At 53.6% G+C, this 22,941-nt stretch carries 22 protein-coding genes; 10 read left to right on the top strand and 12 right to left on the bottom strand.

What is annotated here, in order from left to right:
• The first annotated feature begins 32 nt into the window (after positions 1–32).
• From FHI25_RS10390 to FHI25_RS10405, 4 genes are all read left to right on the top strand, one after another.
• Positions 33–446 carry a cytidine deaminase gene (locus tag FHI25_RS10390; RefSeq protein ID WP_210517549.1) on the top strand — a complete coding sequence of 138 codons (414 nt, stop codon included), beginning with the start codon at positions 33–35 and terminating at the stop codon, positions 444–446.
• Positions 443–1,249 (top strand): purine-nucleoside phosphorylase, encoded by an 807-nt coding sequence (locus tag FHI25_RS10395; RefSeq protein WP_210517552.1) that lies wholly within the window; start codon positions 443–445, stop codon positions 1,247–1,249. Before FHI25_RS10390 ends, FHI25_RS10395 begins: the two co-directional genes overlap by 4 nt.
• A 59-nt stretch (positions 1,250–1,308) precedes the next feature.
• Positions 1,309–2,649 carry a thymidine phosphorylase gene (gene deoA / locus FHI25_RS10400; protein ID WP_210517557.1) on the top strand — a complete coding sequence of 447 codons (1,341 nt, stop codon included), beginning with the start codon at positions 1,309–1,311 and terminating at the stop codon, positions 2,647–2,649.
• A 200-nt stretch (positions 2,650–2,849) separates the two neighbouring features.
• The gene (locus FHI25_RS10405; RefSeq protein WP_008890742.1) at positions 2,850–3,614 is read left to right on the top strand and encodes a DeoR family transcriptional regulator; all 765 of its coding nucleotides are present in this window, start codon (positions 2,850–2,852) and stop codon (positions 3,612–3,614) included.
• 29 nt (positions 3,615–3,643) lie between these two features.
• On the opposite strand, the gene FHI25_RS10410 is transcribed toward FHI25_RS10405, so the two are convergent.
• The 6 genes from FHI25_RS10410 to FHI25_RS10435 form a co-directional block, all read right to left on the bottom strand.
• Positions 3,644–4,462 (bottom strand): ATP-binding cassette domain-containing protein, encoded by an 819-nt coding sequence (locus FHI25_RS10410; protein WP_063089715.1) that lies wholly within the window; start codon positions 4,460–4,462, stop codon positions 3,644–3,646.
• Positions 4,463–4,597: 135 nt separating this feature from the next.
• Positions 4,598–5,383 carry an amino acid ABC transporter ATP-binding protein gene (locus tag FHI25_RS10415; protein ID WP_040823744.1) on the bottom strand — a complete coding sequence of 262 codons (786 nt, stop codon included), beginning with the start codon at positions 5,381–5,383 and terminating at the stop codon, positions 4,598–4,600.
• Between the two features lie 17 nt (positions 5,384–5,400).
• Complete coding sequence (locus FHI25_RS10420; RefSeq protein ID WP_063089713.1) at positions 5,401–6,504, bottom strand: amino acid ABC transporter permease; 1,104 nt, start codon at positions 6,502–6,504, stop codon at positions 5,401–5,403.
• A 1-nt stretch (position 6,505) separates the two neighbouring features.
• Positions 6,506–7,702: an amino acid ABC transporter permease gene (locus FHI25_RS10425; RefSeq protein ID WP_210517560.1), complete on the bottom strand. Its 1,197-nt coding sequence runs from the start codon at positions 7,700–7,702 to the stop codon at positions 6,506–6,508.
• 117 nt (positions 7,703–7,819) lie between these two features.
• Positions 7,820–8,842, bottom strand: a complete 1,023-nt coding sequence (locus FHI25_RS10430) for an amino acid ABC transporter substrate-binding protein (RefSeq protein ID WP_063089710.1) — start codon at positions 8,840–8,842, stop codon at positions 7,820–7,822.
• A 494-nt stretch (positions 8,843–9,336) separates the two neighbouring features.
• Positions 9,337–11,289 (bottom strand): acetoacetate--CoA ligase, encoded by a 1,953-nt coding sequence (locus tag FHI25_RS10435; RefSeq protein ID WP_210518275.1) that lies wholly within the window; start codon positions 11,287–11,289, stop codon positions 9,337–9,339.
• A gap of 421 nt (positions 11,290–11,710) precedes the next feature.
• Here FHI25_RS10435 and moaB point away from each other — a divergent pair, with 421 nt between their 5' ends.
• The 5 genes from moaB to FHI25_RS10460 all read left to right on the top strand — a co-directional run bounded on the left by moaB (position 11,711) and on the right by FHI25_RS10460 (position 16,207).
• A complete protein-coding gene (moaB, locus tag FHI25_RS10440; RefSeq protein WP_040823811.1) occupies positions 11,711–12,241 on the top strand; it encodes a molybdenum cofactor biosynthesis protein B in 531 nt (176 codons plus the stop codon).
• Positions 12,242–12,305: 64 nt separating this feature from the next.
• Positions 12,306–13,073, top strand: a complete 768-nt coding sequence (locus FHI25_RS10445; RefSeq protein ID WP_197147550.1) for a sulfite exporter TauE/SafE family protein — start codon at positions 12,306–12,308, stop codon at positions 13,071–13,073.
• Positions 13,074–13,348: 275 nt separating this feature from the next.
• On the top strand, positions 13,349–14,377 hold the full coding sequence (locus FHI25_RS20730; protein WP_210517563.1) for a methyl-accepting chemotaxis protein: 1,029 nt from the start codon (positions 13,349–13,351) through the stop codon (positions 14,375–14,377).
• 185 nt (positions 14,378–14,562) lie between these two features.
• Positions 14,563–15,375 carry a hypothetical protein gene (locus FHI25_RS10455; RefSeq protein WP_210517566.1) on the top strand — a complete coding sequence of 271 codons (813 nt, stop codon included), beginning with the start codon at positions 14,563–14,565 and terminating at the stop codon, positions 15,373–15,375.
• A gap of 70 nt (positions 15,376–15,445) precedes the next feature.
• The gene (locus tag FHI25_RS10460) at positions 15,446–16,207 is read left to right on the top strand and encodes an IclR family transcriptional regulator C-terminal domain-containing protein (protein WP_008890731.1); all 762 of its coding nucleotides are present in this window, start codon (positions 15,446–15,448) and stop codon (positions 16,205–16,207) included.
• A gap of 52 nt (positions 16,208–16,259) precedes the next feature.
• Here the strand turns inward: FHI25_RS10460 and msrA are convergent, their stop codons facing one another.
• The 5 genes from msrA to FHI25_RS10485 form a co-directional block, all read right to left on the bottom strand.
• Entirely contained in the window at positions 16,260–16,904 is a 645-nt protein-coding gene (gene msrA / locus FHI25_RS10465; protein ID WP_210517569.1) for a peptide-methionine (S)-S-oxide reductase MsrA, read from the bottom strand.
• Between the two features lie 79 nt (positions 16,905–16,983).
• Entirely contained in the window at positions 16,984–17,328 is a 345-nt protein-coding gene (locus tag FHI25_RS20590; RefSeq protein ID WP_246879032.1) for a hypothetical protein, read from the bottom strand.
• Positions 17,329–17,395: 67 nt separating this feature from the next.
• The gene (locus FHI25_RS10475) at positions 17,396–18,532 is read right to left on the bottom strand and encodes an SPOR domain-containing protein (RefSeq protein WP_210517577.1); all 1,137 of its coding nucleotides are present in this window, start codon (positions 18,530–18,532) and stop codon (positions 17,396–17,398) included.
• 413 nt (positions 18,533–18,945) lie between these two features.
• Positions 18,946–19,329, bottom strand: a complete 384-nt coding sequence (locus tag FHI25_RS10480; protein ID WP_210517581.1) for a hypothetical protein — start codon at positions 19,327–19,329, stop codon at positions 18,946–18,948.
• Positions 19,330–19,438: 109 nt separating this feature from the next.
• Positions 19,439–19,906 (bottom strand): tetratricopeptide repeat protein, encoded by a 468-nt coding sequence (locus FHI25_RS10485; RefSeq protein WP_210517584.1) that lies wholly within the window; start codon positions 19,904–19,906, stop codon positions 19,439–19,441.
• 139 nt (positions 19,907–20,045) lie between these two features.
• Here FHI25_RS10485 and FHI25_RS10490 point away from each other — a divergent pair, with 139 nt between their 5' ends.
• Complete coding sequence (locus tag FHI25_RS10490) at positions 20,046–20,765, top strand: DUF4126 domain-containing protein (protein WP_349238002.1); 720 nt, start codon at positions 20,046–20,048, stop codon at positions 20,763–20,765.
• A 74-nt stretch (positions 20,766–20,839) separates the two neighbouring features.
• On the opposite strand, the gene thrS is transcribed toward FHI25_RS10490, so the two are convergent.
• Positions 20,840–22,777: a threonine--tRNA ligase gene (thrS, locus tag FHI25_RS10495; protein WP_210517591.1), complete on the bottom strand. Its 1,938-nt coding sequence runs from the start codon at positions 22,775–22,777 to the stop codon at positions 20,840–20,842.
• Positions 22,778–22,941 lie beyond the last annotated feature (164 nt).

The raw sequence follows: 22,941 nt of genomic DNA on the forward strand, positions 1-22,941 counted from the left end.
GCGCGATAGGTAATCAAAACAGGATCAAACAAATGGTTGCTCACAAACAGGCTCCGCGCGATCTGATTGACGCGGCACTTGCGGCTCGTGACAAGGCATATGCCCCTTATTCGAAGTTCTTTGTCGGTGCTGCGTTGCGCACGACCGAGGGCAAGATCATTTCAGGCTGCAATGTTGAAAATGCGGCATATCCCGAAGGCGTCTGTGCCGAGGCCGGCGCGATTTCGGCGATGGTGCTGTCAGGGGAAACCCGTTTTGACGAGATCGTCGTTGTCGGGCTGGGCGATATCGCCTGTACTCCCTGTGGTGGGTGCCGCCAGAAGATCCGCGAATTCACAGGTCCGGATGCGACCATCTTCATCATCAATGATGCCGGTGAAACGCTTCTGACGCTCAGCCGTGAAGAACTTATTCCCCATTCCTTCGGGCCGGAGAACCTCAAATGAGCAACGTAAAAGCAGCGCTTGATGTCATTGCCGCCAAGGCACCGGGTTTCAAGGCAGAAGTCGCATTGGTGCTGGGCAGCGGCCTTGGTGGTGTGGTTGACGCCGTAAGTGATGCGATCAGCATTTCTTATGAAGAATTGCCGGGGTTCCCCCGTCCAACTGTCGCAGGACATGGGGGCACACTTGTGCTTGGACGCATTGGCGGTGTTTCCGTTGCCGTGATGCAGGGGCGGGCGCATTATTACGAGCATGGCCGATCAGATCTGATGGCTGAACCGCTTGAAATTATGCGCGAACTTGGCGCAGAACGTCTGCTTTTGACCAATGCTGCCGGTTCACTGATCCCTGACGCCGTACCGGGCAGTCTGATGCTGATTACCGATCATATCAGTCTGTTTGGCCCGAACCCATTGATCGGCTATCACGGAAACGACCGTTTTGTCGGCATGGATGTGCCTTATGATCCTGAAATCGGGTCTGGGCTGCATGGTGCGGCGGCCAAGCTTGGCATCAAACTGTTTGAGGGAACCTATTGCTGGTGCACCGGGCCAAGCTTTGAGACGCCAGCTGAAATCCGAGCGCTCAAGATCCTTGGCGCCGATGCGGTCGGCATGTCGACCGTGCCGGAAAATATTCTGGCCCGCCGTCTTGGATTCAAGGTCGCCGCAGTTTCAAACATCACCAATCTGGCTGCTGGCATGAGTGCGACACCGCTTAGCCACGAGCAGACATTGGAAATGTCGAAAGCCGGTTCGGCCAATCTTATCAAGATATTACTGCAATATTTTTCAAGCGCTTCCTGAAGTCGAATGACTTCGAGGCTGCTAATTTGAATTAACGACACGTGCGCAGGAGACAGCACATGCTGCCCCAAGAAATCATTCGCCGGAAACGCGAAGGCGAAGTTCTGACAGACGCTGAGATTGCCTTTTTCGTCAAGGGCATCACCGATAACAGCATCAGCGAAGGGCAGGTCGCCGCCCTTGCCATGGCAGTGTTCTTTAATGGAATGACCATGGACGAACGCGCGGCGCTTACGCGCAACATGCGCGATAGCGGTACGGTTCTGGACTGGAAGGCGCTTGGCCTTGATGGACCGGTGGTGGACAAGCATTCGACCGGTGGCGTTGGTGACAAGGTAAGCCTGATGCTGGGGCCGATTGTTGGCGCCTGCGGAGCGTTCGTGCCGATGATTTCCGGCCGTGGCCTTGGCCATACGGGCGGGACGCTTGACAAGTTTGATTCCATTCCGGGCTATCGCACCACACCAAGTCTTGACGAATTCGCCAAGGTCACCCGTGAAGTCGGCTGCGCGATTATCGGCCAGACAGCCGATCTGGCACCGGCGGACAAACGGTTTTATGGCATTCGCGACGTGACTGCGACGGTTGAGAGCATCCCTTTGATCACGGCGTCCATCCTGTCAAAGAAACTGGCAGCCGGGCTTGATAGCCTTGTCATGGATGTGAAATTCGGCTCTGGCGCCTTTATGAACGAGTATGAGCGCGCCCGCGAACTGGCCGAAAGCATCACCGAAGTTGCCACCCGCAACGGTGTTCCCACGGTCGCACTTCTGACCGATATGGAACAGGTGCTGGGTGACACAGTTGGCAATGCACTCGAAATGCAGGAAGCGATCGACTTCCTGACCGGCAAGCATCAGGAGCAACGTGTCTATGACGTCACCATGACGCTGGCGGTAGAAATGCTGACCGTGAGTGGTGTGGCGGCCGATGTTTCCGACGGCCTGCGTATGGCCACAGAGGCGCTTGAGAGCGGCAAGGCAGCCGAGACCTTTGGCAAGATGGTATCAAGTCTTGGTGGTCCTGCGGACTTTGTCGAAAACACCAACAAGTATCTTGAAGCCGCCCCGATGATCAACACGGTAACGACCGCCAAGACCGGCCGTGTTCTCTCAATGGATGCCAGAAAGGTCGGTCTTGCGCTGGTGTCGCTTAAAGGTGGGCGCACGCGGGCAGATCAGAAGATCGACTTTGCGGTTGGCTTTACCGATTTTATCAAGGTTGGACAGCCGGTCTCGGCTGAAACACCAATTTGCCTGGCCCATACCCGTGACGAGGCACAGCTTGAAGAAGCAACCGCCTTGCTGCGTGAAGCGATTGTGATTGGCGAGGGGGATGCCGATCCGACAGGGACCGAACCAGCTGTACGGGAACGGATCGTGGCACGCAAAAAGGCGTGATTGTCACCAAGTCAAAAGCAAAAAGCCGGGGATGAAACCCGGCTTTTTTGTTTTCTGCTCTTAACGAAGTTCGCCGCCGGCATTCTGCGTGCATTTGCTTTCGGCGGACAAGGCTTGCCAAATGGCTCAAGAGAAAGCATTTTGATCAGGAATGAAAATTTTCCAATAAAGATGAAAATTGAAAACAGAAGGAGAGAGGCATGGGGAAACTGGATCGGCGTCGTAGAGAGATTTTGGAGCTTGTCGCCTCCAACAGCTTTATGACAATTGATACCCTTGCTGAACATTTTTCTGTCACGCCACAAACCATCCGACGCGACATCAATGAAATGGCCGAAGAAGGTCTGATTGCCCGCTATCACGGCGGTGCTGCCAGTGTCTCAACCACCGAAAATACCGCCTATACCGACCGTCAGGTTCTGAACCTTGGCAGCAAGCGTGAGATTGCAAAGCTGGTGGCGCAACATATCCCTGAAGGCGCGTCTCTGTTTATCAATATCGGAACAACCAACGAAGAAGTCGCACATGCGCTTCTGGGTCATAAAAGCCTTAAGATCATTACCAATAACCTGCATGTTGCAGAAATCTGTGCTGCCAATCAGGGCTTTGAAGTGATCATTGCCGGCGGGGTTGTGCGACAGCGCGATTTTGGTGTCATCGGCGAGGCCACCATTGATTTCATCAACCAGTTCAAGGTCGATTACGCAATTGTCGGGATATCCGGCGTGGATGAAGATGGTAGCCTAATGGATTTTGATTATCGTGAAGTGCGCGTCGCGCGGGCGATTATTTCAAACGCACGCCAAACATTCCTGTGCACGGATGCATCGAAGTTTGGTCGTCGTGCGATGGTGCGCCTGGGACATCTTTCCGAAATCGACGCTCTGTTTACTGATCGTCATCCGGGGCCGGTTTGGGCGGATGTGATCCGCGAAGCCGACGTTTCGGTCTATACAGCCAACTAGATCCGGCACGGGGCAGGGTGTTTGCGCCGTTAGCTATAGACGTGGTCTTCGCGTTTGCCGGTTCGCATGGTGATCGGGCCCTGTGAGGATCCATTCAGCATCTGGGTCAGATGTGCATTATGTGCGTCATCGATATCTTTGGTTTTACCCGCCCAATAGACTTTGCCGTCATGCATCATCATCAGGTTCTGATAACGGGTGCGGGCAATCTGCATGTCGTTGGTGATTGATATCACCGTGGTCCCGCGTTGTTCTGCTATCTTGCCAATCATGCGTTCGATATGGTTCGACAGAACCGGATCAAGCCCGGCGGTCGGATTGTCCAGCAACAGGATCGCCGGGTCGGTGGAAATCGCCCTTGCGACACCAACGCGTTTTTGCATGCCGCCAGACAGATCACTTGGCGTCAGATCCGCACTTTCCGATGCCAGACCGACAAGGCCCAATAGATCAAGGGCACGTTCCCGGGCCTCCTTGCGACTGAGAGTACCGGTTTCGATCTGACGAAAGCAGATGTTTTCCCAAACCTTCAGACTGTCAAACAGTGCATTTTGTTGAAACAGCATGCCAATGCGTTCCGCCCATGCGGCGCGTTTCGGTGCATTGGTTTGACTGACATCATCGCCATCCAACAGGATCTTGCCAGCATCGGCCCCGTAAATCCCAACTAGGCATTTCATCAGGACACTTTTGCCTGCGGCAGACGGACCAATAATGGCCATGGTTTCGCCCTTCGGAAGATGCAAGCTGACATCATCAAGGGCAAGCTTGTCGCCAAACCGTTTGCTGAGATTTTCAACCGAGATAAAGGCCGGATGGGTCGCGGAGCTGGTTTCAGGCGTGGTCATTGGCAATCCGGATGATGAACGTGTTGGGCCGAGTTTCGGCAATTGCGATGGTCTGGGCAAGGATCATTTTTACAAAAATGAAAACGGCCCCGCAAATGGGGGCCGTTTTGCAAAGATCGGGTGTTTGATAACCGATTAATGCGACAGTATCTGGCTGAGGAACAGCTTTGTACGATCGCTTTTCGGGTTATCAAAGAACTCCTTCGGACCAGCCATTTCGACGATCTGGCCAGCGTCCATAAAGATCACACGGTCAGCAACCTCTTTGGCGAAGCCCATCTCGTGGGTCACACAAAGCATGGTCATACCTTCCTTGGCGAGTTCGACCATCACGTCGAGAACTTCCTTGACCATTTCCGGGTCAAGTGCTGAGGTCGGTTCATCAAACAGCATAATTTTCGGCTGCATGCAGAGCGAACGGGCAATCGCCACACGCTGCTGCTGACCGCCGGAAAGCTGACCCGGGAATTTGTGGGCCTGCTCGGCAATTCGCACACGCTCAAGGTAGTGCATGGCCAGTTCGTTGGCTTGCTTCTTGGGCATCTTGCGAACCCAGATCGGGGCCAGCGTCAGGTTTTCCAGCACGGTCATGTGTGGGAAAAGGTTGAAGTGCTGGAACACCATGCAGACTTCGCGGCGCACGGCTTCGATGTTTTTGACATCGTCGCCAAGCAAGATGCCGTCGACGTAAACTTCACCGCTTTGATAGGTTTCAAGGCGGTTCAGGGTGCGGATCAGCGTCGATTTACCTGAGCCGGACGGGCCGCAGATAACGATACGCTCACCTTTGCGAACAGACAGGTCAATATCCTGAAGAACATGGAAATTGCCATACCATTTGTTCATCTTGTTGACGGTGATGACATCCTCTTTGGACGGAGGAGGCACAGCGCCGGTAGTGGGTTCAGTTGCTACAGTCATTGTTTTTTCCTCACTCCTTACCTTTGTTCGCCTTTGCGAAGCTCTTTTTCAAGATAGGCGGAATATTTCGCCATCGAGAAACAGATCAGGAAGAATATTGCCGCGGCGAAGGCGTAACCTTCGACGTAATATTTGGTCCAGGCCGGGTCACTGCGCAGTGCCAGCTTCACCGTGCCAAGGAAGTCAAACAGGCCGATAATCACGACCAGTGTGGTGTCCTTGAACATGGAGATAAAGCTGTTGACGGTCGGCGGGATCACCAGACGCAGTGCCTGCGGCAAAATGATCAGACGCATCGACTGCCAATAAGACAGCGCAAGACTGTCACCAGCCTCAAACTGACCACGCGGAACGGCCTGCAGACCTCCACGGAATACCTCGGCGAGGTAGGCGGCGGTAAACAGGATAATACCGATCTGCGCGCGCAGCAGCTTGTCGATGGTAACCCCATCTGGCAGGAACAGCGGGAACATAACCGATGCCATAAACAGAACCGTAATCAGCGGCACACCACGAATGACTTCGATGTACACCACGGAAACGGTTTTGATGGCCGGCATGTGCGACTGACGACCAAGCGCCAGCAGCAGCCCGAACGGGAAAGCAAAGATCACACCGATCGAGGACAGGATCAGGGTCAGCGGCAAGCCACCCCAATAGCTGTTCTGGACATAGGTAAGGCCAAACACACCACCCCACATGAGGATGGCAATAATCGGCACACCAATGACCCACATCGGAATGATTGCCTTGCGCAGGCTCGGATACTTAACCGCACCCAGACTGCCGCAAATGATGCCCATCAGAAGGATCATGGCAAGAAGCGGCCGCCACTGTTCTTCAAACGGGTAGGTGCCAAACAGGATCAGTCGTAAATTGGCATTAACGAACCCCCAGCAGGCACCTGTCGCTTCCGCGCAGGCCTCAATTGACGGCGCCAACGTCGCATTGATGATGGCCCACTCGACGATTGGCGGGATCAGCCAAACGAGAAATGCGATCGAACCAAGGGTCAGGAGGGTATTGAACCATCCGTCAAACAGGTTCTTTTTCGACCATGCCACGGCACGCTCGGAAAAGGTGCCGGTCGGAAGAGGAGGTAATTTTGCGTTTTCTGACATGTTACCTCTCCACCAGTGCCATTTTCTTGTTGAACCAGTTCATAAAGAGCGAGGTCAACAAGGACAAACCAAGATAGATCGACATGAAGATCGAGATGGCCTCAATCGCCTGACCTGTCTGGTTCATGGTCGTGTTGGAAACAGAAACCAGATCCGGATAACCGACGGCAACAGCCAATGAGCTGTTCTTGGTCAGGTTAAGATACTGGTTGGTCAGTGGCGGGATCGCGACACGCATGGATTGCGGCAGGATCACCTTGCGAAGCGCAATAGAACGGCGAATGCCCAAACTGTCGGCAGCTTCCCACTGGCCATTCGGAACAGCCTGAATACCGGAACGAACAACCTCGGCAACATAGGTCGAGGTGTAAACCGTAAGCCCGATCAGAACCGCCATGAATTCAGGCGAAATGTTGTAGCCACCCTGAATGTTAAAGCCTTTGAGGGCCGGCATGCTCATGTCGGTCGGAGCGCCACCTGCCAGATAGGCAGCCAGAACGAGACCGACGAAAATACCGATCCCGGCAAGAAGCATCGGGAAGGGTTGACCTGTGGCGTCCTGGCGTTTCTTGGCCCATTTCTTGACGAAATAGATCACAACGCAGGCAATCACGGCCGCAATGGTCATAAGGGTATAGGCGTTATCAGGTTCCGGCACCGGCAAATACATACCGCGCGACGTCAGCAAAACACCGGGTAGAGGCTCCAGCGCGTCGCGTGGATGCGGGAAAGCGCTTGGAATAAGTGCGTACCAGAAGAACAGTTGCAACAGGACCGGAATGTTCCGGAACGTTTCAACATACACAGTCGCAAGTTTGCGAACGATCCAGTTCGAGGACAGGCGCGCAACGCCAAAGATTGTCCCGATAATCGTACACAAAATGATCCCAAGCAGTGACACCTTCACAGTGTTCAGAAGACCGACCATCAACGCCGTCGCATAGTCGCTTTGGGCGCTGTAATCGATCATGGTTTCACTGATCTCGAAGGAAGCTTCAAGATCAAGGAACCCGTAACCGGTTGAGATGTTCTGTTGTTCAAGGTTGTACAAGGTGTTGGACACCAGGTACCAGCCCGCAAGAACGATCAGTCCAATTGCGACGACTTGATAAAGCACCGCACGGACGTTTTCGTCATTGAGATAATCAACGAGGCCCTTGGAACGAACATCCCCCGGGGCATTTTGAGGCTTACTCATATGACCCTCAGGTGTAGATTGTATCCAAAATCAGCAAGCACCTAACGAAAAGCTCCGCCCATGCGTTTAGGCAGTGGGGCGGAGCTTCGTAGGTTTAGGCAGTCGGTTTGCTAGCGATTAGCGAACCGGCCATGCGTACTGCAGGCCACCATCGGTCCACAGAGCGTTCAGACCACGCTCAAGACCGAGCTTGGCGGTAACGTTTTTCTCATAGCTTTCGCCATAGTTACCAACCTGCTTGATGATGTTGTATGCCCAAGCTTCGTCAAGACCAAGAGCTTCACCCATGCCCGGCGAAACGCCAAGAAGACGCTGGATACCCGGGTTGGTGCTGTTTGCTTTCATGTCGTCAACATTTTCCATGGTGACGCCATATTCTTCTGCTTCAACCATTGCAGCAAAAGCCCAGCGAACGATGTCCGACCACTGTTCGTCGCCCTGGGCGACAACCGGGCCGAGCGGCTCTTTGGAGATGATTTCCGGCAGGATCACATAGTCAGCCGGATTTTCAGCCATCTGGGTACGGATGGAAGCAAGACCCGAAGCATCGGTGGTGTAAACGTCGCAACGGCCAGAGAAGAAGGCAGCGGTTGCTTCGTTGATGTTCTCGATAACGACCGGCTCGAAGGACATGCCTTTGGCGCGGAAGTAGTCAGCGAGGTTCAGCTCGGTCGTGGTGCCCGGCTCAACGCAGACGGTCGCACCGTCAAGCTCGGTTGCGCTGGAAACGCCAAGAGCTTTCGGGATCAGGAAGCCCTGACCGTCATAGTAGTTGATGCCGACAAAGGTCAGACCCAGTTTCGCATCACGGGTGGTGGTTGCAGTGGTGTTACGCGACAGGATGTCGATTTCACCGGACTGCAGAGCCGTGAAGCGCTGTGCTGCGGTCAGCGGGGTGTACTGAACAGCGTTCGCGTCGCCAAGAAGTGCAGCAGCGGTTGCACGGCAGACGTCAACGTCAATACCTTCCCATTTACCTTCGGCATTGGCAGCGGAGAAACCCGGAAGACCGGTGTTCACGCCGCACTGAACGAAACCTTTGGCCTTGATGCCGTCAAGCACGGCACCTGCCTGTGCGTTCTGCGCGGCAACGGCTGCAACGGTCATTGCGCCAGCGGCAAGGATCGTCTGGATTTTCATAAGATAGCTCCCTTATTAGCAAAGCATTGTTTTTAGCTTTTGTGCCACCCTGGATATGCACAGCCGCATATCCATCTGTCCGAAAAAGATCGGACCGCCAAATTAAGAAATTTTAGGCCGCCTTGTGTCAAGTGTGAAAAAAATTTGGCAACATTAGAACCTGCGGTGCTGCCTAAAAATTGAGGCTTTTTCTGCGGTTATATCGCGCGGAGATGCGATCACATAAAATATACGAAACTTCGTTTGTCTCATATATTCAATAACCTAGTGGTAGTTTCGTTCTGATCACCGACAAGACCGAAAATTGCACGAACTTTTTTTCACCAAACAATCGGTCATGATCAAAAAAAGTGCATTAGTTCACACTGTTTAAAAAATACGCATCGTTGCACTGCGGAATCGGGAGCCGCATTCGCTAAGCATCGCGGCCTAGCATCTTGCAAAACCGGATCGGCACGAAAAAGCCCCGCATCTCGAAGCGGGGCTTGTCTTGATCAGGTTTTCAGTTCCGACAGGTTCGAAAACAGTTCCAGTGCCGTCGGGTTGGCCAAGGCTTCCTGATTTTTTACCGGCCGTCCGTGGACAACATCACGAACAGCAAGTTCGGTAATTTTCCCCGATTTTGTCCGCGGGATATCGGCAACCGCAAGCACCTTGGCAGGGACGTGGCGTGGGGTGCAGTTGTTGCGGATCTGCTTCTTGATCTTGTCGATCAGTGCGGTATCCAATTCGTAATTGTCGCGGAGCACAACAAACAGGATCACCCGAACGTCATTATCCCAGTCCTGGCCGATCACAATCGATTCCTGAATTTCAGGTAGTTTTTCTACCTGACGATAAATCTCTGCCGTGCCGATACGAACGCCGCCGGGGTTAAGGGTCGCATCCGAACGCCCATAAATGACCATGCCGCCATCATCATCAAGCTCGACATAGTCGCCATGGCACCAGATGTTATCAAACCGGTCAAAATAGGCGCTGTGATACCGCGAACCATCCGGGTCGTTCCAGAAGCCGACCGGCATGGATGGAAATGGTTTGGTGCAGACCAGTTCACCTTTTTCGTTCCGCACGGAGTTGCCATAGTCGTCAAACACGTCGACAGCAACACCAAGGGCACGGGTCTGGATGACGCCACGTTTGACCGGCAGGACGGGGCAAGCCAGCACAAAACAGCCAAGGATATCTGTACCGCCTGAGATGGACGCCAGATGGATGTTTTCCTTGATGTCGCGATAAACGTAATCGAAGCTTTCCGGCGCAAGCGGCGAGCCGGTTGAGGTCATCGCACGAACAGTGGACAGATCGTGTGTTTCGCGCGGTTTGAGTTCGGCCTTGGCCAACGCATCGATATATTTGGCAGATGTGCCAAACAGCGTCATGCCTTCTGCATCGGCATAATCAAACAGGATATTGCCGCTCGGATAGAAGGGCGAGCCATCATAAAGCAGAAGCGTTGCACCGGCCGCAAGCCCCGCCATCAACCAGTTCCACATCATCCAGCCACAAGTGGTGAAATAGAAAACGCGATCACCGGGCGCGACATCACAATGCAGGATATGTTCCGAAACCTGTTTCAGCAGTGTTCCGCCCGTGCCGTGAACAATGCATTTCGGCTTGCCCGTCGTGCCGGACGAGAACATCACATAAAGCGGGTGATTGAACTCGACCTGTTCGAAGACGATCTTTTCGGTCCGGAAGGGGGCAATGAAGTCGTCATAGGTCACGGCGTTGCGGATATCGGTGGTGTTGGTGCCATCGAAGGCATATGGAACGATCACAACCTTCTTAAGGCTATCGATACGTTCAACCACATCGTGGACTTTCTCGCGGATGTCGTGCTGCTTGCCGTTATAGTGATAACCGTCAACGGTGATCATTACGGTTGGTTCGATCTGGCCAAAGCGGTCTACAACACCCTGAACGCCGAAATCAGGGGAGGCGGAGGACCACGTTGCCCCGATGGCTGCCGTTGCCAGCATCGCAATCACGGTTTCAGACATGTTTGGCATATAGCCGCATACGCGATCACCCTTGCCAACGCCCTCTGCGCGAAGGGCCTGCGAGAATTTCGATACCGCAATATTAAGTTCCGCCCAGGATAGGCGGCTTTTCACCTTATCTTCACCCCAGAAGATCAGGGCGTCGGTGTCGTCATCACGGACCAGAAGGTTCTCGGCAAAGTTCAGGCGCGCATCCGGGAAGAATTGGGCGCCCGGCATTTTGTTGCCGTCGATCAGGACACGGTCGCCCCATGTTTCCGCTTTCAAATCGGCATATTCGATAAGAGCAGGCCAGAAACGCTCAATCTCGGCAACGGACCAGTCATAGAGTTCGGTGAAACTCTGAAGGTTAAGCGCATGCTTTTCATTCACCCAGTCGCGAAAGCGGGTGACGTTTGCATTTTCAACGCGTTCTTTCGTCGGTTGCCAAAGAAAGTCGCTCATCATGAGTCCTCTGTTTCCTGCCGAACGTTTCGATCTCGTCGGCGCATCCTTTGAGGGCGCCAAATTGGTAGTCCTTTACCGCTTTTCTAGGCGTAAAAATGCGGACCAGCAAGTGAAGTAACACAGATGTCCTTAATTGGTAATACCAATTGACTTGTTTTTCATCATATATAAGGCGAGGTGTTGTCCTTAAGTGTCTGTATTGAAGGTATAATGATCTAACGTTTTGACGTGCAAAAATATTGTGAGTTGAAGCTTAAAAATAGCCCGTAAGGCTAATAAAATATCAAATGGCGGACGGTTTTTGTTCTATCGTGATTCGTTGGGTTGCGATGCCAGCGTTTCTTGCACGTGAAAACGCTTGCACGCCTGTCTGGGCATATTAGGTTGACACAGCATTTCATGAGACATGGAGATAACCGTGGCAGGTATTGACGAAAGCCAACCCTTTGTATCGATCAATATTGCCGTATTGACCGTCAGCGATACGCGCGATCTCCATAACGACACCTCGGGCGAGGTTCTTTGTGAGCGCATCATCGCCAAGGGCCATCACGTTTACGAGCGCAAAATCCTGAAAGACGATCAACTGGCCTTGCGCAAGCAGCTCGGTGCTTGGTGCTCAAACCCGGATGTCGATGTGATCATTACCACGGGCGGCACAGGCGTGACCGGGCGCGACGTGACGGTGGAAGCCCACCGGGCAATCTACGAAAAGGAAATCCCGGGCTTCGGCGAACTATTCCGTTGGATATCATATCAGAAAATTGGCACATCCACCGTGCAATCACGGGCGACCGCGGGGGTGTGTATGGGAACCTATATGTTTGCGTTACCCGGATCGACCGGGGCATGCAAAGATGCCTGGGACGAAATTCTGACCTATCAGCTTGATATCCGTCATCGGCCGTGCAACTTCGTCGAGCTCATGCCGCGTCTTCTTGAAGAATAGGGGCGCACGCCGTTCATATCCGTTGCCCGTGATCCCCGAATTCCCTAAATAACAAGGACTTCCGATGGAATTTATCTCGGATCCGTTTTTCTATGTTGTCGGCATTCCCGCCGTCTTGATCGCCGGTGTTTCAAAAAGCGGCTTTGGCGGCGGGCTCGGTGTTGTGGCTGTGCCTTTGATGGCGTTGGCGGTATCACCACAGGCCGCCGCGGCGATCATGCTTCCCATCCTGTGCCTGATGGACCTTGCAAATGTCTGGGCCTACCGTAACCGCTGGGATCGCCGGAACATGAAAATCCTGGTGCCGGCCGCATTGCTGGGCATTCTTGTCGGGACATTGTCCTTCAGCTACCTGAACGAGGCGGCCGTCAAATTGATCATCGCGATGATCGCAATCATCTTTACCCTTGATCATTGGCTCCGTGGCCGAAAGGAAACCGGTGCACCGGGCAGGGCAACGATTGGCAAGGGTACAGTTCTTGGTGCGCTGGCAGGTTTCACCAGTTTCGTTGCCCACGCGGGCGGGCCACCGGTATCGGTTTATCTGCTGCCGCAACGAATGGACAAATCGATCTTTGTCGGCACGACAGTCATGTTCTTCATTGTCGTCAATTACGTCAAACTGATCCCGTATGCGCTGCTTGGGCAATTCGATGCATCCAACCTCGGAACATCACTTTTGTTCGTGCCGATCGCGCTGTTCGGGACGTGGCTTGGCTTGTGGGCGCATGACAAAGTCAGTGTCAAATTGTTCTACCGGGTTTGCTACAGCCTTTTGTTCCTTACAGGGATTAAGCTGCTTGCAGATTCGATCCTCGAATTTACAGCCTGAACATCGCATCGGTTTGCGCGGTACTTTAACGCTCTGCGCTAACTGTCGGCGTGTCGATCAATGGTTTTGATGTGATGTATTCACTCGCGTCAGGGTGGAAATGGCATACGCCAATTAGATAGCCGTGTGGTCCGAATATAATCCTGTATTTACGTAATGGTATAAGTGGCTTATTAGATATCAGTGCTGCAAAGACAAGCAGAATGGATGGCGAATAGAAGCACGCGATCAGCAGCCAGGAGGAAACCTGATGCGCATATGGGAGCTTTATTTAAATGCCAGAAAGAATTCTGCAGGTTGCGACAGCAATTTCCGGGCAAGCCAATGATAAAATTACCGAAATCAAGGCCGTTACACGGGCAACACGAACCCTTGCACTTAATGCGTTGATCGAGGCCGCACGCGCAGGCCAAGTGGGCCGGGGGTTTGGCGTTGTTGCCAACGAGGTCAAGGAAATCTCTCAACGCGTGAACGTGATTACCGAAGAACTTGAAGACATGTTTCTGACGCTTGCCTCCGATCTGGAGAAAACAGCGCAGACGGTTCGTGGTGATCGTTTTGCCGACCTTGCCCGTTATTCTGTCGAATTGATGGACCGCAACCTGTACGAACGATCTTGCGATGTGCGCTGGTGGGCAACCGACGCAGCCGTGGTCGATGTTTGCGAAAATCTGCAAGATCCGACGTTTGCATTGCGTGCATCGGAACGGCTCGGTGTGATCCTCGATTCCTATACTGTGTATCTTGATCTTTGGGTGGCTGATCGGAACGGCAACGTTATTGCCAACGGACGCCCGGACTCCTATCGCGTCATGGGGCAAAATGTTTCTGATCAGGGCTGGTTTCAGGAAGCATTGCGCTGTCGCGATGGTGGACATTATGCCGTCGCGGATGTGGCAGCCAATTCGCTGTTAAACAATGCCGCAACACCGACTTATGCAACCGCCGTGCGCCGGGGCGGTGCCGTTGATGGCGATGTGATTGGTGTTTTGGGGGTTTTCTTTGACTGGGAAAGCCAGGCACCGATGATCGTCAAATCGTTAAACTTCAACGCGGAAGAACGTGAACGTACCCGGGTGATGTTGATCGACGCAAAAAATCGGGTTCTTGCTGCATCCGATGATCGCGGCGTGCTCAGCGAAACATTTCATCTGCGTGTCGATGATCCTGCCCGTGGGGCCTATCTGCTTGAAGACGGATCCCTTGTGGCCTACGCCTTGACGCCAGGTTACGAAACCTATCAAGGGCTCGGCTGGCGTGGGGTTATCGTGCAAACACCACGATCGGAAAATGCTGCCGCCTGAACGTCGACGTCTAGGCAAACGGCGATATCGATCTGCTAAACGAAGACGGGTACCTTGTGTTGGTGCCCGTCTTCTTTTGTTTTGTGCTCAGGTGTTTGCGCTTGCCCCTTGGCATGAAAAGAGATAACGATGCTGTCACTTTATTGATAAAATGTCATCGTAGCTGCCTTGAAGGATGAAAGCTGTTGGAACTGATCCTTGCCAAAATTGCCGTGTCTATCGGAACGGTGCTGGGGCTTTCGATGCTTGCAGAACGGGCAGGGCCGCGTGTCGCCGGTGTGTTGTCAGGTTACCCGCTGGGAACAGCAATCCTTTTGTATTTCATTGCAGTCGAGCAGGGTGTTGCCTTCGCAAGTGAAAGCGCGGTGTACGCCTTGCCCGGCCTGATTGCGACCTTAACCTTCCTCTATGCCTATTTCATTGTGTCGCTCCAATGCGTGCGCCTGCCTGTCTTTCCACAGATTCTGCTCAGCTCGCTCGGGGCGTTTGTCACTTATCTGTCTGTCTCCTGGTTGTTTCAGCTCGCACCGATGAGCTTGACGCAGGCGGCGGTGATTTTGCTGGTTGCGATCGTTGTCGCACTGATCCTTTTCCGTAAGATCGAGAATGTGCGTATTCTCAATCGAGTTCGCCTGACCAAGCGGGTTGTTTTGCTTCGCGCTTCACTGGCGGCAATCATCGTTCTGGTCATTAGCGGCATGGCGGCGTGGATTGGTCCGCGCTGGGCAGGATTGTTGTCAGGTTTCCCCGTAACACTCTATCCCATGATGCTGATCCTTCATTTCACCTATGGGGCAGAACCGGTGCATACGGTTATTCGAAACTTTCCGAGGGGAATGGGGGCGCTCTGGGTTTATATCCTTGCCGTAACCCTTGGTTATCCTGTTCTTGGGCTTGGCTTGGGCACGCTGTGTGCCTTCGGGGCTGCCACCGTCTATTTGGTCGGGTACACCACTTTCGTCTGGGTCCGCCAAAAGTCCGTGCAAGCAGCGCAATGATCTCCTAACATTCAGAGAACACGACAATGATGGTCGGTCAAATCGACCGCACACAGGGAGTAGTCGCTGAATGCAGCAAGTCCAGTCACTGGTACGGGCGTTAAGTATCCTCAACGCGCTTGCCGAAAGCGAAGACGGGATGACCCTGACCGAAATTTCTCATCAGGTGAAATTGCCGCCCTCGACAGCACACCGGTTGCTGACCACCATGCAGCACGAACGCTATGTATCGTTCGAGGGGGAGCGCACCCTTTGGTTCGTCGGGGTTCAGGCTTTCAGCGTCGGCAATTCATTTACCAAAAATCGCAATCTTAGCCAGATCGCGCGCCCCTATATGCGCGCACTCATGGAAGACAGCGGTGAAACGGTCAATCTTGCTGTCGCAGACGGTGGGGAGGTCATCTTCCTGTCGCAGGTTGAATGCCGCAAAATGATGCGCGCACTCGTCACACCGGGCCGCCGGGCTTTGATGCACTGCTCGGGCGTTGGCAAAGCCTTGCTTGCCTTTTTGCCGGAAGAAGAACTGCACTCGGTCGTAGCAAAGCACGGGTTGCCAAAAATTACCGAACGAACCCTGATAACCCAGGAAGCTCTTGAAAAGGATCTGGAGCGTTGCCGTCAGCGCGGTTATGCCCTTGATGATGAAGAGCATGCGGTTGGTCTGCGTTGTGTGGCGGGCGTCGTCCGTGATGAAACGGGTTTGCCAATTGCGGCATTATCACTTTCGGGGCCTGCAGCCCGTATTCCAAACGACCATATCGAGCAATTGGGCCTTAAAATACGCCGTGTCTGCGCCGACCTGAGCCGCGAATATGGAGGAAAGCCGGTCTAAAGAACGGCGTTCTTCCGCAGACCAAAGTTATCGCGCTAAGTAGGATTGCTGTTTACATACCCGGGCAGGAAACGCCTGTTCCACCGAGCCCGCAATAACCATCAGGATTCTTGTGAAGGTATTGCTGGTGGAAGTCCTCGGCATAAAAGAATTCCGGTGCCTCGGTGATTTCGGTTGTCACGTCGGCTTGACCTGCTTCTTTCAGTGCGGCGTTGTAATCCTGACGTGACTGAACAGCCGCTTCCCGTTGTTCAGGCGTAAAGGTGTAGATCACGGACCGGTACTGTGTGCCGATGTCGTTGCCCTGACGCATCCCCTGAGTCGGGTCGTGGTTCTCCCAAAACAGCTTCAAAAGCGCAGAATAGGACGTTACCGCAGGATCAAAGACGACCAACACCACTTCGGCATGGCCTGTCATGCCGCTGCAAACTTCGCGATAGGTCGGGTTTTTGGTGAAGCCACCGGCGTACCCAACAGCAGTGCTGTAAACGCCTTCAGCTCTCCAGAACAAGCGTTCCGCCCCCCAGAAGCATCCCATGCCAAAGACGGCAATTTCCAGATGATCCGGGAAGGGGCCCTTCATCGGATGGCCAGTGACGATATTGGCATCGGCAACTGGCAGTGCTTCGTCGCGCCCCGGAAGCGCGGTGTCAGCGGTTGGCATTTTGGGTTTGTCTGATTTCAGCACGGAGAACATGTCTTAATATCCCGAAGAAGAATTTGCGCTCATGCCTGCAATGTACTCCAGACGCGGACAATAGCAATTCCCGTCTTGATCAAATGTCTTTGAACATTCTTTTGGCGACACCACCAATCATGCTGATAATCCGCACCAAAAGTCCATGGAACGGCAAGATGGAATGGCTTTGCACAGGTTCAAGCATTTGAAATCGACAGCTTTGATGCTGGTGGGGGCGATCAGTTTGCTGGTCGGGCTTTTGTTCCTGCCATTGCCGCCACCATTTTTTGGCATGGTGTTTATTGCCCTTGGTATTCCATTGCTGGCAGCGGGATCGAAACGAACGCGGCGATTTATCCAGCATCTGCGTTGGCGGTATTACCGGCACAACACCAAGATCGAATATTTTTTGGGAAAGATGCCCGGCTTCGTTCGAAGACACGGTCGGAAAACCCGCCCGGATGGCTTGATGCGGTCTGAGAAGATGGCGGCATCCGCCAGACAACGGTCTAAGGACTAACGCGTCGAACCAGGCAATCCGTCCCGGCAGATTTCAAGCTGTTGCAAGCCTGCGTTGCCTCGGCAGAGGAAGCATACATTCCGGTCAGCAGGCGGAAAAACAGACCTTTGCCTTCAATCGCGATGCTGACGACTTCATGGTCTGCGGCCGCCAGTATGCCATGCGATGCGCTTTGGAACTTCGTCCATGCATCTTCCGCACGTCCGCGCGAACGATACGCTGCAAGCTGAACGGCGTAGTAGGGGCTATCACTTTGCGTGGTTTGGCTGGTCGCAGTTTCCGCTGGTGTTGAGTTCCCAGTTGATGGCGCCATCGCGTTTTGTGTTGCCACCGGCTCTGTCGAGGTGATCGGAAGTTCGATCATTGGTGCTTCGGGTTTAGGGTCAACAATATCAAGTTCGCCCTGTTCAGTCGGGCGCGCGTTTGAGGTGACCATTGCACCCTTATGTTCGGTTGAGGCTGCATCGCCAGCAATCGTCGGCGCAGCAATAACGGGAACCGGTGCCGCGGTTTGCACTGACTGACTGGCCACTGGTGCAGGGGCTGCAACCGGGGCAAGTTTAGAAACTGCCGTTTCCGTTCCACTGCTCGCCGGCCCATTGGTTAGCTCAGCTGCGGGGACGGGCTTAGCTGCAGGCGTCGCACTCGGTGCAGCGGCCTGTCGGTCAACCCGTGTCAGTCGCGCCGTGTTTTCGCTGACTTCCATCTCCATCCGAACCACGGGACTGGTGGGGGCTTCGGGTTCAGCCTCTACCACGCCACCAGTTTCATAAAACCGGCGATCACGTTCGACCTGTGGCGGATTGGGTAATTCTGGACCTGGTGCAACCGTGGCGGATGCGACAACGGCATCTATTTCTTTGGATCGCGCATATTCCGGAGATGATGCATCAAGCGTGACAAGCCGTCGTTGTGCGAGGCTGTTGATGCTGCCTGAAAGTCGCACACCTTGGCCGCAATCAAGATCGATCTTGGCGTCGGGCGGCGTCGCGGTCAGCCAAACATAAAGCTTGCGCGCACTTTCATAGTTGCCGTCCATGTCATATGAAATCGCCTGAAGGAAGTTATCCTCGGGGCTTCGATCAAGTGAAATCGGTTCGGATGGGGTGGAGCCATCCTTCGCCATACCGGTACCATTGGAAGCGGTGTGGCCGAAAAACAAACCACAGGCGGCCCGGTTAAAGCTTGTTTTTTCCGCCGCAGGCAATTGTTCGTTCGATGGAGAACTTAGTTCTTGCGAGGCAGTGGATGAACCGAACCAAAGGCCGGAAAAATCAGAAGTGCTGCAAGCAGTCAGGAGCGGCAAGAGAGCTGCGGCAGTTATTCTTCCCCAGTTGCGTCGACGGGGAGTGTTTGTTGTCGCAAACCTGATTTTCACGCTTCACCTGATCATCGCTGTATCACAGAAAGTTATATCTTTCATCGCCAGCAAAAACAACTCCTGCTAACGCAACGATGATGATCAGCTGTCTTTGGAAATCAGGGACATAGCAAGTAAGCGGTATCGCATTCAGAAGGGTGGCGCAGCAGGCAGTTAAATCACCGCATGGCCAATGGAACCATGATCCCGATAAGCAGGATCAGAACGGTTACGGCGATGACGATATTTATGATGCCTTTTGTTGCCTTGTTTGCCGTTTCACGCGTCATGCCACGGCTTTGAGAAGATCGGCCGGACGCACCCGTTGCACCGCCGGCGTTCTCGGACGTCAAAATCTTGATGACCTGCTTCTTTTCCTTGCGGGTATCTTGGTCGTACTTGTTTTCAACGATCCGTACTTCAGAATTGCCTTTGCTGCTGATCGCATCCTTGGCAGTCTTCAGGGCAGAACTGTAGTCCGATACCGGCTCCAGCTCCATCAGGTTTCCGGTCTTGCGCAGGCAAACCACAGTATAACTTTTGCTAAGTGCCGCGTCGGTCATCTTTATTCCTGTTTTTTCGTGTACAACTTTGACAGACATATGGCGTGTTCGCGCAAAAATAAGAACCTATCCTAAAGAATAGGTTCTCTTGGCGGACAAACGGGAGAGATCAGTTCGTAATGCTGCTGGCCAGCGTTTTGTACTCTTCGCAGTCCATGCCACAAAGCTGTTCCAGTCGCGCAAGGTTTTCCTGAGCCATTTCAGGTTTTCCGGTCTGAAGGAAAAGTTCGCCCTGATACTCAAGAGCGCCGACATGTTCAGGGTCAATCATCAGGGCGCGTTCATAGTTTTGCGCGGCACTGTCAAAGTCACCCATCTTGCGCTGGCTGTAGGCAAGGTAATTGTAAAGATCGGCATTTTCCGGATCTTCTTCGAGCATGGTTTCAATCTTGTCGATCGCCATGTCGTACATGCCGGTATCAACAAGCTCCGTAACAGCGGAAAGGTCGGTGCCTTCCGAGCTCCAGCTGTCCGAACTGCCCATTGCAAAAGCGTTGCCTGCCAGAAGCGGGGCGGCAAGCATCATCATAACAGCACATACCTTGATCATTTTTGGGGTTTCACCGTTACGGTCCATCGTCGTACCTTTCTGTGATCTGGTTTGGCATTAATACGTGTGTCGGGACGCGCTGAAAGTGTGATTTATCACAACTGAACGTTTTTCCTGTTCACTTGTTGGTGAGAATTATGGCTTTGAAAGGGCGTAATCTGTGGGGGTGATTGAAACTCTTGCGTTGGGAATGGGCGGGGCCTGGGCCAGTGGTGTAAACCTCTATGGCACGGTGGTTATTCTTGGTCTTCTGAACAATTTCGGGCTGCTTGATTTGCCGCCGGAGCTTCAGGTCCTGGGAAGCTGGTGGGTGCTGGCACTCGCTATGTTCCTTTATCTGATCGAATTTGTGGCCGACAAGATCCCGATCATCGATAGCGTCTGGGATGCCATTCATACCTTCATCAGGATTCCTGCTGGCGCACTCCTTGCCGCAGGCGCCATGAGCGGCCTTGATACCGGCATGGGCGACGGCCTTCAAACTGCGATTGCCTTGCTGGTCGGCGGGACGGTGGCGGCCGGGAGCCACTTTACAAAGGCTGGCAGCCGCGCGGCAATCAATACATCGCCTGAACCGTTTAGTAACAGCATTGCCTCAGTCGCCGAGGATGTCGCCGTATTTGGCGCGCTGTACACGGTCGCTTTCCATCCGGTGGTTTTCTTTGTGCTGTTTGCCCTGTTTGTTCTGCTTCTGGTCTGGCTGGTGCCAAAGATCTGGCGGTTTATCGGGCAGGTGTTTGGCAATGCACGTCATCCATCCGTGGCCTATGCCCAAACGCGTGCGCAACAGGCAAGCCCCGGTACGGGGCTGCCAAAACTCAATCTATCCGGGGCAAGCGGATCAGCTTTGCCACCATCGGACAAACCCAAACTTCCGCCTGAATAAGGTCACGTTGAGCCAAAAGAAAAGCCCGCAAGTATTTAACTTGCGGGCTTTATTGGTTGTGTTTCTAACGTCGATCAGAAGTCGGCTTCGATCACGCGATCGCGGATTTCGGCCGCCATTGCATCACCAAGTTCATCAATGCCAAACGTCTTCTGGTGCTTGAACCCAATGCGACGGACCGAAGCAGTTTTTTCTTCGGCTTCGCGTTTGCCAAGCGCAAGGATCATCGGGACCTTTGCATGGCTGTGTTCACGGACCTTGTAGTTGATCTTCTCGTTACGGGTATCGAGCTCAACATTCAGGCCCTTGGCTTCAAGTGCTGCCTTGACTTCATGGGCATAGTCGTCTGCATCATTGGTAATGGTGCAGACAACCGCATGAACCGGTGACAGCCACAGCGGCAAACGACCGGCATAGTTTTCGATCAGAATACCGATGAAGCGTTCAAGCGATCCAAGGATCGCACGGTGCAGCATGACCGGGCGGTGTTTTTCGCCGTCTTCACCCATGTAGGATGCATCAAGACGTTCCGGCAGAACGAAGTCAGCCTGAAGCGTACCGCACTGCCAGTCACGACCGATGGCATCACGAAGCACGAACTCAAGCTTCGGTCCATAGAAAGCACCTTCACCCGGATTGACTTCAAGTGCCAGACCCGCTTCTTCAGCCGCTTCGCGAAGGGCTGCTTCGGCCTTGTCCCAAATCTCGTCAGAACCGGCACGCACTTCCGGGCGGTCGGAGAACTTCACAAGAATGTCGGTAAAGCCGAAATCCTTGTAGACCGATTTCAGAAGGTCACAGAAAATCTTGGTTTCGGAGACAATCTGGTCTTCGGTGCAGAAGATATGGGCGTCATCCTGAATGAACTGACGGACACGCATGATGCCATGCAGGCCGCCAGACGGCTCATTGCGGTGACAGCAGCCAAATTCCGCCATACGCAGCGGCAGGTCACGATACGACTTGCTGCCAAGGCGGAAGATCTGCACGTGACACGGGCAGTTCATCGGCTTAAGCGCCAGAACCTTCTCGGGATCATCTTCATCCGGGGTCGTGGTGAACATGTTCTCGCGGAACTTTTCCCAGTGGCCGGATTTTTCCCAAAGCACACGGTCGACCAACTGCGGCGTACGCACTTCCTGATACCCGGCCGCATCAAGGCGATCACGGATATAGGTTTCGACCTTGCGATAAAGCTTCAGCCCCTTGTCATGCCAGAAGACAGAGCCCTGGGCCTCTTCCTGCATATGGAAGAGGTCCATTTCACGACCAAGGCGACGGTGGTCGCGCTTTTCTGCTTCTTCAAGCATGTGCAGATACGCATCAAGGTCTTCCTTGCTTTCCCAGCAGGTGCCATAGATACGCTGCAGCATTTCGTTATCCGAATTGCCACGCCAATAGGCGCCGGCAACCTTCATCAGCTTGAAGGCCTTGCCGATCTTGCCGGTCGACGGTGCATGCGGACCACGGCACAGGTCGATGAAATCGCCCTGGCGATAGCAGGTAATGGTCTCGGTTTCCGGAAGGTCGCGGATGATCTCGGCTTTGTATTTCTCACCTTTATGAAGGAAGAACTTGATCGCCTCGTCACGGTCCCAGACCTCGCGTACGATCGGTTCGTTGCGTTCGATGATCTTGTGCATCTGCTTTTCGATCTTGACCAGATCGTCCGGCGTAAACGGCGTTTCGCGGGCGAAATCATAATAGAAACCGTTCTCGATAGACGGGCCAATCGTGACCTGCGTATCGGGATAAAGTTCCTGGACGGCTTCGGCCATGACATGCGCACAATCGTGACGGATCAGCGGCAGAACTTCCGCATGGCCCTTGGTCACGATTTCGATAGTCGCGTCAGTGTCAATCTCGCGCGCGAGGTCGCGCACTTCACCGTTGACGATGATGGCAAAGGACTTCTTTGCCAGCGAAGAACTGATGCTTTTGGCGACATCGAAACCCGATACGGGGCCGTCAAATTCGCGCACGGCACCATCGGGAAGGGTCAGGGCAATCATGGTTGGCTCAACTCTGCTTTATCTGCGGGCATAATTCAGGAATGCACATATAGGACCCGCATGTTTACGCGGGGTAAATGCACAAGAAAAGGAATTTCAGGATGAGGTCAAGTTCGCTCTTTGAAAAAAGCGACTTTCGGGACAGCACGAACCGCCGCAACGCC

The sequence above is a fragment of the Thalassospira sp. ER-Se-21-Dark genome (genome assembly GCF_017922435.1).
Lineage (GTDB): Bacteria > Pseudomonadota > Alphaproteobacteria > Rhodospirillales > Thalassospiraceae > Thalassospira.

Bases quoted from the DNA above. Each gene is read 5' to 3' on its own strand.
- FHI25_RS10485 (WP_210517584.1), bottom strand. From the start codon at position 19,906: ATGGACCGTAACGGTGAAACCCCAAAAATGATCAAGGTATGTGCTGTT.
- FHI25_RS20730 (WP_210517563.1), top strand. From the start codon at position 13,349: ATGCCAGAAAGAATTCTGCAGGTTGCGACAGCAATTTCCGGGCAAGCC.
- FHI25_RS10415 (WP_040823744.1), bottom strand. From the start codon at position 5,383: ATGACTGTAGCAACTGAACCCACTACCGGCGCTGTGCCTCCTCCGTCC.
- msrA (WP_210517569.1), bottom strand. From the start codon at position 16,904: ATGTTCTCCGTGCTGAAATCAGACAAACCCAAAATGCCAACCGCTGAC.
- FHI25_RS10475 (WP_210517577.1), bottom strand. From the start codon at position 18,532: ATGGCGAAGGATGGCTCCACCCCATCCGAACCGATTTCACTTGATCGA.
- FHI25_RS10395 (WP_210517552.1), top strand. From the start codon at position 443: ATGAGCAACGTAAAAGCAGCGCTTGATGTCATTGCCGCCAAGGCACCG.
- FHI25_RS10405 (WP_008890742.1), top strand. From the start codon at position 2,850: ATGGGGAAACTGGATCGGCGTCGTAGAGAGATTTTGGAGCTTGTCGCC.
- FHI25_RS10390 (WP_210517549.1), top strand. From the start codon at position 33: ATGGTTGCTCACAAACAGGCTCCGCGCGATCTGATTGACGCGGCACTT.
- FHI25_RS10480 (WP_210517581.1), bottom strand. From the start codon at position 19,329: ATGACCGACGCGGCACTTAGCAAAAGTTATACTGTGGTTTGCCTGCGC.
- FHI25_RS10410 (WP_063089715.1), bottom strand. From the start codon at position 4,462: ATGACCACGCCTGAAACCAGCTCCGCGACCCATCCGGCCTTTATCTCG.
- FHI25_RS10430 (WP_063089710.1), bottom strand. From the start codon at position 8,842: ATGAAAATCCAGACGATCCTTGCCGCTGGCGCAATGACCGTTGCAGCC.
- FHI25_RS10420 (WP_063089713.1), bottom strand. From the start codon at position 6,504: ATGTCAGAAAACGCAAAATTACCTCCTCTTCCGACCGGCACCTTTTCC.
- thrS (WP_210517591.1), bottom strand. From the start codon at position 22,777: ATGATTGCCCTGACCCTTCCCGATGGTGCCGTGCGCGAATTTGACGGC.
- FHI25_RS10435 (WP_210518275.1), bottom strand. From the start codon at position 11,289: ATGAGCGACTTTCTTTGGCAACCGACGAAAGAACGCGTTGAAAATGCA.
- FHI25_RS10445 (WP_197147550.1), top strand. From the start codon at position 12,306: ATGGAATTTATCTCGGATCCGTTTTTCTATGTTGTCGGCATTCCCGCC.
- FHI25_RS10460 (WP_008890731.1), top strand. From the start codon at position 15,446: ATGCAGCAAGTCCAGTCACTGGTACGGGCGTTAAGTATCCTCAACGCG.
- deoA (WP_210517557.1), top strand. From the start codon at position 1,309: ATGCTGCCCCAAGAAATCATTCGCCGGAAACGCGAAGGCGAAGTTCTG.
- FHI25_RS10425 (WP_210517560.1), bottom strand. From the start codon at position 7,702: ATGAGTAAGCCTCAAAATGCCCCGGGGGATGTTCGTTCCAAGGGCCTC.